This window comes from Erwinia sp. INIA01, from assembly GCF_025947915.1.
In the GTDB taxonomy this organism is placed as follows: domain Bacteria; phylum Pseudomonadota; class Gammaproteobacteria; order Enterobacterales; family Enterobacteriaceae; genus Erwinia; species Erwinia coffeiphila.
Genome location: NZ_JAPDNC010000002.1, coordinates 233,620 through 240,289, shown reverse-complemented (window position 1 = coordinate 240,289; position 6,670 = coordinate 233,620). Strand labels below are relative to the sequence as shown.

General features: G+C 59.2%; 7 protein-coding genes. 3 read left to right on the top strand and 4 right to left on the bottom strand.

Annotated elements, in window-relative coordinates; genetic code table 11:
- Window positions 1-728 (bottom strand): DeoR/GlpR family DNA-binding transcription regulator (locus OMR58_RS02980; RefSeq protein ID WP_264545250.1); only part of this gene is annotated, 728 nt, incomplete at its 3' end.
- A gap of 229 nt (window positions 729-957) precedes the next feature.
- Between OMR58_RS02980 and OMR58_RS02975 the strand changes: the two genes are divergently transcribed.
- The gene (locus OMR58_RS02975; RefSeq protein ID WP_200560606.1) at window positions 958-1,761 is read left to right on the top strand and encodes a Cof-type HAD-IIB family hydrolase; all 804 of its coding nucleotides are present in this window, start codon (window positions 958-960) and stop codon (window positions 1,759-1,761) included.
- A gap of 166 nt (window positions 1,762-1,927) precedes the next feature.
- Here OMR58_RS02975 and hglS read toward each other — a convergent pair whose 3' ends face one another.
- Complete coding sequence (gene hglS / locus OMR58_RS02970; protein WP_264545249.1) at window positions 1,928-3,259, bottom strand: 2-oxoadipate dioxygenase/decarboxylase HglS; 1,332 nt, start codon at window positions 3,257-3,259, stop codon at window positions 1,928-1,930.
- Between the two features lie 156 nt (window positions 3,260-3,415).
- Here hglS and OMR58_RS02965 point away from each other — a divergent pair, with 156 nt between their 5' ends.
- Both OMR58_RS02965 and OMR58_RS02960 read left to right on the top strand, forming a co-directional pair.
- Window positions 3,416-3,838 carry a nucleotide triphosphate diphosphatase NUDT15 gene (locus OMR58_RS02965; protein ID WP_264545248.1) on the top strand — a complete coding sequence of 141 codons (423 nt, stop codon included), beginning with the start codon at window positions 3,416-3,418 and terminating at the stop codon, window positions 3,836-3,838.
- Window positions 3,839-3,947: 109 nt separating this feature from the next.
- On the top strand, window positions 3,948-4,727 hold the full coding sequence (locus tag OMR58_RS02960; RefSeq protein ID WP_264545247.1) for a 2OG-Fe(II) oxygenase: 780 nt from the start codon (window positions 3,948-3,950) through the stop codon (window positions 4,725-4,727).
- 22 nt (window positions 4,728-4,749) lie between these two features.
- Here the strand turns inward: OMR58_RS02960 and OMR58_RS02955 are convergent, their stop codons facing one another.
- Window positions 4,750-5,850: a M14 family metallopeptidase gene (locus OMR58_RS02955; protein ID WP_264545246.1), complete on the bottom strand. Its 1,101-nt coding sequence runs from the start codon at window positions 5,848-5,850 to the stop codon at window positions 4,750-4,752.
- Between the two features lie 3 nt (window positions 5,851-5,853).
- Window positions 5,854-6,633 carry an ABC transporter substrate-binding protein gene (locus OMR58_RS02950; RefSeq protein WP_105592151.1) on the bottom strand — a complete coding sequence of 260 codons (780 nt, stop codon included), beginning with the start codon at window positions 6,631-6,633 and terminating at the stop codon, window positions 5,854-5,856.
- Between the last annotated feature and the right edge of the window lie 37 nt (window positions 6,634-6,670).

Sequence of the window (6,670 nt, the reverse complement as noted above, 5' to 3'; positions counted from 1 at the left end):
AGCACCTTAACGCCCTGCCCGGTTAAGCTGCCAACAAATTCTGCGGAAAGATGCCGATCGGTGATAATCGTATCAATATCGCCATGCTTCGCCACATTATAAGGGTAAAGTTTGCCAAACTTGGCGGACTCGGCAATCACGAAATTCTGCACCCGTTTTTCAATCGCCAGCCGAATGTTCTCGGCGCGCATCACGTCGCGGCCGGTAAAACCGTGTTCCGGACTGTAGCCATCAATGCCGATAAACACCTTGTTAAAGTTGATGTTGTTAATGCACAGGTGCGTCAGCGGCCCCACCAGGCACTCGCTGCGCTTTTGCAGCACGCCGCCGATTAACACCACTTCCTGATGACAGTTCTTCAGCTCGTTTGCGACATACACGCAGGGCGTAATCACCGTCACATCCAGCCCGGAACGGCCAATTTCGCGGGCCAGATGGGCGTTACTGCTACCCGCTTCAATAAACACCGTGTCGCCCTCGCAGAGCAGCCCCAGCGCGCGCTTCGCCATCGCCTCTTTGGTACTGAAATTACTGCTGACCCGCTCGCTGAGATCGTTGAGCGACACCGCATAGCCGTGGGTCCGGGTCAGGTAATTCAGCTTTTCCAGCTCAACCAGATCCTTGCGAATCGTCACGCCGGATACCGCGAACTGCAGCGCCAGATCCTGAATGCTGACCTTCCCCTTTTCTTCCACCCGATCCAAAATCAGCCGATGCCGCTCTTTCATCTCATCCCCACAGTGCCGTACGCCCGACAGCAAAAAACTTTCATTAGTAAATTATTACTTTCATATTATGAAACATGAGGAGCGATAACAATCACCGCTATTCGGCCTGTATCGCAAAAACGAAAGAAAAGCGGCACAAAGGTGCAAAATTCGCCTCTTTTTTTTTGCACCTTTTCCGACGAAAATAGCGGATGTTTTTTCTACTTCAGGGCATGGAACCGTGATTAAAATGATCGCCGTCGATATGGATGGCACCTTTCTTTCAGACCAGAAAACCTATAACAAAGCCCGGTTTTTGGCGCAGTATCAGCAAATCAAACAGCAAAACATCCGTTTTGTGGTGGCCAGCGGCAATCAGTATTACCAGTTGATCAGCTTCTTCCCGGAAATCCGCGATGAGATCACCTTCGTCGCCGAAAACGGTGCCTACATTATCGATCGTGGGCAGACGCTGTTCTGTGGCGATCTCAGTGCCGATCGCGTGCAGCGCGTGCTGACGGTGCTGTCGGCGTTCCCGGACGTTCACGTGGTGCTCTGCGGCCCGCGCAGCGCCTGGATGCTGGGATCTTCGCCGGATGCGCTGGTGACGCTGATGTCAAAACACTACCATCGCCTTGAACTGCGCGAGAGCTTTGACCATCTGAATGAAAGCGTCTTCAAGTTTTCGCTGAATCTGCCGGACGAAAAGATCCCTGAACTGATGGCACACGTCGGCCATGCGCTGGACGGTATCGTCACCCCGGTATCCAGCGGCTTTGGCTTTGTCGATCTGATTATTCCAGGCGTGCACAAGGCCCACGGACTGGCGCTGTTGCAGCGGCAGTGGGGCATCGCCGATGAGGAAGTGGTTGCCGTCGGCGACAGCGGTAACGATATCGAGATGGTGGCGCATGCGGGCTTCGGTTTTGCGATGGCTAACGCGCAGCCTGCGGTCAAACAGGTTGCGCGCTACCACACCGAAAGCAATAACGACGAGGGCGCGCTTAACGTTATCGAGCGCGTACTGACCGGCAGCGCGCCGTTCGCCAACTGATTCGCTTCTCAGCGCCTGCACAGCCAGGCGCTTGCAGCCACATCGACAACCCTCATCCCAACGGCCTGAATGACGAGATTTACTGTACTCGGGCGGAAATCTCAGTTTCCGCGGCCAGGGCTACCCTCATCCCTGCACCACGACGCCTTGCATGGAGAACATTTTCCTAACTCAGCTCCTCAGTCAGCCGATCGAGCGAGTCCTGCTGTAGCTGCTGATACAGTGCAAACTCATCCTGCACCGCGCAGCCCAGCGCCTGCTCAAGCGCCGCCTGGCTGGGATTGCCGCTGCTGACGCTGCTGGTGTCGCTGCCCAGATTGGACTGGAAAATCCCCGCCGCGCTGACCGGCAGAAAATCCTCGTAGATGATCGGCTCGGCAATCACCGCGCCGCTGGCGATCAGCGCCTCCAGATCCTGCCCCGGCTGTGCCGCAACGCCCGGATTGCGCCGGTAGCGGTAAAAGGCCAGCTGCTGCTGACGCAGTTCGGCATCGCTGTCGGGAAACGCGGCAAATACGGCACTGAGGTGCTGCTGGTGGGCGGCGTTATCGCGGAACTTCTGCGCTGAAGCCTCGCGCAGCAGCCGATCGTACAGCTCGCGGCCTTTACGGGTCAGGGCGACGCCGCGTTGTTCGATCTCACCAAATCGGGCGGTGTGGGTGCCCTGCTCGCGGTCGGAAAAACGGATCTCTTCATTCAGCGCCTTAAAGCTGGTCTGCCGCAGCAGGATCGGGCAGCGTCGGCGCGGCGGACCTTCAATCACCTCTTTCGGGCTGATGCCGTACTCCGGCATCAGCTGCTGCACGCGGTCGATATCCAGCGTGCGCGGCGTCAGGTGGTTGATGTGCGGCCCGCGGAAGCAGGCGACATCGGCAATCAGCCGGTGCTGGGCCAGCAGCGCGTTATAGGTAGGCAGATCGACCGCCGCCTGCTGGTGCCAGCGGAAGGTTTCCAGCGCTTCTCTGACGAACTCCTCCGCTTCACTTTCGCTGAATCCGCCCTGCTGCTGCCACAAAACCAGCAGTTCGCGCAGGCGCGGCGTATAGATATCACGGCGGGCCAGCACATCGGCCACCCGCTGGCGCAGGGCCGGATCGTCAATCAGCTCCAGCCGCAGCAGCGAGGTAAAAACGCGGAAGGGATTGATCAGCAACGAGGCTTCACTGACCGGGCGAAAAGCGGTGGAATGGACCGGCACGCCTGCCTCGGAGAGATCGTAATAGCCCACCGCCGACATGCCCATCACCGCAAACAGCTGGCGCATGGTGGCCAGCTCGGCCGCGGTTCCCAGACGAATCGCACCGTGGCGCTCCACGCTCAGGCGATTCAGTTCTTCCGGGGATAACGCGCTGCAATCCCGCGCTGATTCCTGCTGATTCACTTCCCGCACCAGCTGAAGCAGCGTGCCGTACTGCGGCACTTCCGCCTGGTACATGGCCGACATGGCTTTAGAAAAGCGGTCGCGTATCCGATCGGCACTGATAAATCTGTCACTCATTGCAGCTCTCCTGAAAAAGCTCAAATTATCCCACTGGCAGCATAGTCACCCCGCCGCGAGTTGAGTACCGTTTGCATCACAGATTATCAATAATGTGAATCAGCCCGCGACTGCGGCTATTATCATGGCGATCGTTTTATTTCAGGGAGAACAAACATGCCTCAACCCCGCATCGGCGTTGGCGTACTGATTTTTCGCGACGGCAAAATCCTGCTCGGCAGGCGTCTGGGCAGCCACGGCGAGGGCGACTGGTCGGCCCCCGGCGGCCATCTGGAATTTGGTGAAACCCCGCAGCAGTGTGCTGCCCGCGAAGTGCTGGAAGAAACCGGACTGATCCTCGGCGACACCGCGCTGGGGCCGTTTACCAATGACGTCTTCCACGCCGAGCAGAAGCATTACGTCACGCTGTTCGTGCTGGCCCACGCGGCCAGCGGCACGCCGCAGCGCTGCGAACCGGAAAAATGCGCGGGCTGGCAGTGGTTCGATCCCGCCGATCTGCCACAGCCGCTGTTTGCGCCGCTGCGTTCGCTGCTGGCACAGGAAGGCAGCCTGGCCGCGCTGGCAAAACCCCCGGTTTAGCGCGGCGCGGCGGCGATCGCAAAAGCGTAAAATACCTGCAAAAACAGATAGTCAGCGGCAGGGTGAAGCCGTAGAGTGAAGTTCACACTCCGCCGCTGACGAGAACCCGATGAACGCACTGACTTCTCTCCTGAATCTGCCCGCTCACCCGATTAATGATGCCGCTTACACCGAACGCTGTCGCCTTCAGCTGGCGGACTCCGGCGCGCTGGTACTGCGCGGTTTTCTGACCCCTGCCGCGCTGGAGATCATCAAAAAAGAGGGAGATGAAAATCAGCATCTGGCCTTCTACGCCAAAAGTCAGCACAACGTTTATCTGCAAAAAACCGATGAAACTCTGCCCGCCGATCATCCGCGCAATCGCCAGGTGGTGTCGTCAAAAGGCTGTATTACCGACGAAGAGATCCCGGCAGATTCGCCGCTGCGTAAGCTGTACGATTCTGCGGAATTCAAAGCCTTCCTCTGCGGCGTGCTGGACGAACAGCAGCTGTATCCCTACGCCGACAGCCTGTCATCGATAAATCTGCACTATGCGCATACCGGCCAGGAGCTGGGCTGGCATTTTGACAACTCGTCATTCGCCATCACCCTGCTGATCCAGAAACCGGAAGCGGGCGGCGTGTTTGAATACGTCAGCCATCTGCGCGATGCGGAGGCCGGAGAGATGAATTTTGACGGCGTGGGTAAGGTGCTGAACGGCGAGCTGGAGGTTCAAAAGCTGGAGATTGAACCAGGGGATCTGGTGCTGTTTCGCGGGCGCAACGCGCTGCACCGGGTGACGCCAACCGAAGGCGATATCACCCGTATGCTGGTGGTGCTGGCCTATAATTCACAGCCGGATATTGCGCTGTCGGAAAGCGCCCGTATGACCTTCTACGGGCGCCTCTAGTACTTAACGGACGCCTCAAATCTTAACGGGCGGCGAGCAGCGCCGCCCAGCCGCGCTGGAAGATCTGCCGGGTGCGGAACGCCACCAGCGCCTGCCAGTCGGCATCCTGCGGGTTGAAGCCCTCAAACAGCTGCCATTTCAGCTGCCGCCCCTGCTCGCTCGCCGGTTCGCCGTACAGATGAAGCCAGTGGTCGTCGCGCACCCGGCGATGCATTTCATCCCCGGCATAGGTCCCGCACTCCACCACCAGCTGGATCAGCTCCGTATCCGGCAGATTATCGAGCAGGAACTGTGACAGATAGCCGGTGGCCGTGGCGGTGACGCCGGTTTCGCTGTCGCGGCCTGCGCCGGTGATCAGCACCGTCAGCCACTCGCCGAAAATCTGCCGCGCCTCATCCAGCGCCGGGTAAGGCCGCTCGGCGATCGCCAGCAGCATCGGGTGCCCCCAGGCTCCCGCACCGGTATGCAGATCGAAGCTGATAATGCGCTCCGCATGCTGGAGGTGGTTGACGATAATCTGCTTCAGCGTCAGGTGCGACCAGCTGGCGCGGCTGCCGCCGAAGAAGATGCCGTCGGCAAACTGATACTGCCCGGCTTCAACGATCTGCTTCACCCCGCTCCAGCCGCGTACGGCACACTGCTCTGCCAGCATGGCATCGGCGGCGGCACGTTCAGGGCCGTTTACGTCGCGGCAGGTGTAGATCGCGTGCAGTTCGCGGTAAGTCGCATTTTCCGGCGCACCGGCGGCGAAGTCGATAAAGTTACGGTTGAGGTCGGCGTTATCTTCATTCACCCGCCGCAGGTGCGCGGTTCCCCACGGATTCAGCAGGTGAACCAGCACCACCGCCACGTCATCCGGCAGCTCCTGGCCCTCCAGCGCGTCCAGCCAGGCGATCTGGCTGTCTGAACCGTAGTAGCCCTCTACGCCGTGCGTACCGGAAATAATCAGCATCACGCGCGGCGCATCGGCGCGGCCCAGCACCGCGACATCGGTTGAAAGCGCTTCACCGGCGGGGCCGGGTAACGGATGGTCGTAACGGGTTACGGTGCCGCCGTTGCGCGCCACCGCTGCCAGAAAGCGCGCCCGCTGCGCGGTGAAATCAGGAAGAACTGTCGTAGTCATCACTTATTCCGGGCGCTTGTAGACGTCAAAGCTGAAGTACTTCTTCGCTAACTTATCGTAGGTGCCATTTTTATGCAGTTCGGCCAGCGCCTGATTAATCTTTTCGACCCGCGCCGTATCGTCCTTGCGCAGGCCGATGCCGATGCCCTCACCGAAGTATTTCTGGTCGTACATCGGCTCACCGGCGATATGATAGCCCGCGCCCTGCGGGGTTTTCAGGAAGCCGGTTTCGGCCGCTGCGGCGTTAATAAAGGTGGCATCCAGGCGGCCCGAGGCCAGATCCGGATAAATTTCCGCTTCGTTCTGATAGCTCACCACCTGCACACCCTGCGTTTCCCAGACGCTTTTAGCGAAGGCTTCCTGGGTGGTGCCCTGCGCCACGCCGACGGTTTTCCCCTTCAGCACCGCCGCATCCGGCAGCAGCTTGCTGGCTTTAGACGTCAGCAGCGCACTCGGCACGTTGTAGATCATATCGGTGAACAGCACCTGCTGGCGGCGTTTTTCGGTCATTGCCATCGCTGAGAGGATTGCATCGAATTTACGCGCCTGCAGAGCCGGAATAATGCCGTCGTACGCGGTCTGCACCCAGACGCATTTCACCTGCATCTGCTGGCAAACGGCGTTACCCAGATCGATATCAAACCCCTGTAGCGATCCGTCCGCCGCCTTGCTTTCAAACGGGGTAAAGGTCGGATCGACGCCAAAACGCAGCGTTTCGGCAGCCTGCGAGGAGGCGCTGAAGGCGGCCAGCAGGGCCAGCGCGGTAAGGGTGAGTTTTTTCATGGTAGATCTCCGGATTAATCAGGCGTTTATCCCCAAG